This is a genomic window from Acinetobacter sp. USHLN143, from assembly GCF_037145695.1.
GTDB lineage: Bacteria > Pseudomonadota > Gammaproteobacteria > Pseudomonadales > Moraxellaceae > Acinetobacter > Acinetobacter fasciculus.
This window is the reverse complement of record NZ_JBBCWZ010000147.1, coordinates 1-2,511: the sequence shown is the minus strand read 5'-3', so window position 1 is coordinate 2,511 and position 2,511 is coordinate 1. Positions and strand designations below refer to the sequence as shown.

Annotated in this window: 3 protein-coding genes; all 3 read left to right on the top strand. The window is 46.6% G+C overall.

Going from position 1 to position 2,511, the window contains the following annotated elements; translation table 11 throughout:
* Positions 1-86 precede the first annotated feature (86 nt).
* The 3 genes from WFH18_RS17260 (at position 87) to tnpC (ending at position 2,481) form a co-directional block, all read left to right on the top strand.
* The gene (locus tag WFH18_RS17260) at positions 87-470 is read left to right on the top strand and encodes a transposase (protein ID WP_005100287.1); all 384 of its coding nucleotides are present in this window, start codon (positions 87-89) and stop codon (positions 468-470) included.
* Entirely contained in the window at positions 467-802 is a 336-nt protein-coding gene (gene tnpB / locus WFH18_RS17255) for an IS66 family insertion sequence element accessory protein TnpB (protein ID WP_004282310.1), read from the top strand. The genes WFH18_RS17260 and tnpB overlap by 4 nt, the downstream gene beginning before the upstream one ends.
* 74 nt (positions 803-876) lie before the next feature.
* Positions 877-2,481 (top strand): IS66 family transposase, encoded by a 1,605-nt coding sequence (gene tnpC, locus WFH18_RS17250; protein WP_005100285.1) that lies wholly within the window; start codon positions 877-879, stop codon positions 2,479-2,481.
* Positions 2,482-2,511 lie beyond the last annotated feature (30 nt).

Genomic DNA, 2,511 nt, shown 5'->3' with positions numbered 1-2,511 from the left:
GTAAGCGTCCGCTGAACACACCTTATGAATTCGTCCTATAAGCCTTAATTTAGTCCTCACTTAAAAACAAGTGGGAACTTAAATTTATGACTACAAATAACCAGACATCCATCGCATCTCTTACGATAATACGAAGAACATATAGTGCTGAATTTAAACAGCAGATCGTTCAGGCGTGTAAAGCATCGGAGGTTTCAATTGCTTCGGTCGCTTTGCAACATGGATTGAATACACATCTTGTATCCAAATGGATTCGCTTAATTGATGCTAAGCCAGGGAATGATCGCTCACTACTACCGAATAAACCTGCATTTATTGCCTTATCTTGCTCTGCACCATTAGATCCTATTTCTACTGGCATGTTAACGGTTCAAATTACTTTACCCCACTCAAAAGCAGAAATTGGCTTGAAATGGCAAGTATCAGAAATATCTGCTTTAGCAAAATTACTCAAGGCACTTACAACATGATCCGTATCGATGAAATCTGGTTGTCTACTCAGCCCATGGACATGCGTGCAGGTATGGATACGGCCATGGCTCAGGTGGTGAGAGCCTTTGGCTACATCAAACCGCATTGTGCTTACCTGTTCTGTAATAAACGTGGCCATCGCATGAAAGTGCTGGTACATGATGGACTGGGGATCTGGCTGTGTGCTCGGCGGTTGGAACAGGGAAAATTCCACTGGGCTAAAGTTCACCAGGGTGAAAGCGTAGCCCTCAGCCCGGAACAGTTACAGGCACTGATCCAGGGTTTGCCCTGGCAGCGCATTGGACAACAGCAGGTAGTGACGATGCTCTAAACCAGGTTGGTGCATTCTGCTATTCTCCAAACGTTCTATTTCCTCTGCGTCATGACCTCAGGCATACTGCGGTCATGAATACGCTGCCTGACTTAAGCCAACTGACCCATGAACAACTGCTGGAATTTACCAGACAGTTGGCAATGCAGCATCAACAACTCGCAGAAGATAACCAACAATTAGATACCAAAGTTCAGCATCTTGAAGCATGCAACCAACATCTTTCCATTCTCAATCAAAAATACGAGCATGAACTGGCGCTGTTTAAAAAGCACAAATTCGGCAGTAAAAACGAACATCTCACCGCAAAACAAATCCATCTATGGGACGAAGCGGTCGAAGAAGATATCGCAGCCGTTGATCTAGAATTAGAACGATTAAATGCAGATAAAACCGATGCAGCGACACAGAAAGCCACAGTCAACAAACCTAAACGTCGACTGCTGCCCGATCATCTACACACCATCCGTATCGAGCATGAACCAACATCAACCCAATGTGCTTGTGGCTGCCAGTTACGTCGTATCGGCGAAGATATCAGTGAAAAATTGAATTTCAGACCGGCACAGTTCTATAAGGAACAGCATGTGCGTGGCAAATGGGTCTGTGATCAGTGTGACACCCTGACTCAGCAAGCGATGCCCGCCTATGTGATTGATAAAGGTATTGCCAGTCCTGAACTGCTTAGCCATGTGTTGGTCTCGAAATACGCAGATCATTTACCGCTGTACCGTCAACGTCTGATCTATCAGCGGGCGGGAATCGAGCTTTCTAGATCAACTTTATCTGACTGGATAGGTCGCTGCGGTGTAGAGCTGGAGCCTCTGGCCAATGCTTTAAAAGAGGTGGTGCTGCAACAGCGGGTGATCCATGCCGATGAAACACCAGTCACCATCATGCGGATGGGTGATGATGAGAAAAAACCGAAGAAAGGTTATGTCTGGGCCTATGCAACAACCCAATATAATCCAATTCAAGCCGTGATCTATGACTTTCAGGATAGTCGTTCAGGCCAGCATGCTGAAGCGTTCCTGAAAGACTGGCAGGGCCATCTGGTCTGTGATGATTACAGTGGTTATAAAGCACGCTTTAAATCAGGCCAGGTCATTGAGGTGGGCTGCATGGCGCATGCGCGTCGTAAATTCCATGAACTGCATGTGACCGGGAAAAGTCAGGTCGCTGAACAGGCCTTAGTGCTGATTCAGAAACTGTATGCCATAGAAGCAGAACTCAGGAAAAAGACCGATGGTACAGCAGAACAGCGCCGCGAATACCGACAACAGCATAGTCAACCAGTGATGCAACAACTGTATGAATGGCTCAACCAGCATCAACTGACGGTGCCATCGAGTTCTCCAACCGCCAAGGCCATCAATTACACTCTGAAGCGTTGGCCAGCTTTAAGCCGCTATCTGGATGATGGCAATCTACCGATTTGCAATAATTGGGTGGAAAACCAGGTGCGGCCTTGGGCGTTGGGACGTAAGAACTGGTTATTTGCAGGTTCGCTGCGTAGTGGTCAGCGAGCGGCAAACATCATGACTTTAATCCAGTCAGCAAAGCTGAATGGGTTGGATCCATATGCCTATTTAAGTGATGTGCTGAAAAGATTGCCGACCCATAAAGTGACCCAAATAGAAGAATTACTGCCACACCGCTGGAAACCTGAACCGAATTAAAAATAGACATGGGGTTCAGCGGACGCTTAC

Excerpts from the sequence above, each read along its gene's own strand:
- WFH18_RS17260 (WP_005100287.1), top strand. The coding sequence starts at position 87 with ATGACTACAAATAACCAGACATCCATCGCATCTCTTACGATAATACGA.
- tnpB (WP_004282310.1), top strand. The coding sequence starts at position 467 with ATGATCCGTATCGATGAAATCTGGTTGTCTACTCAGCCCATGGACATG.
- tnpC (WP_005100285.1), top strand. The coding sequence starts at position 877 with ATGAATACGCTGCCTGACTTAAGCCAACTGACCCATGAACAACTGCTG.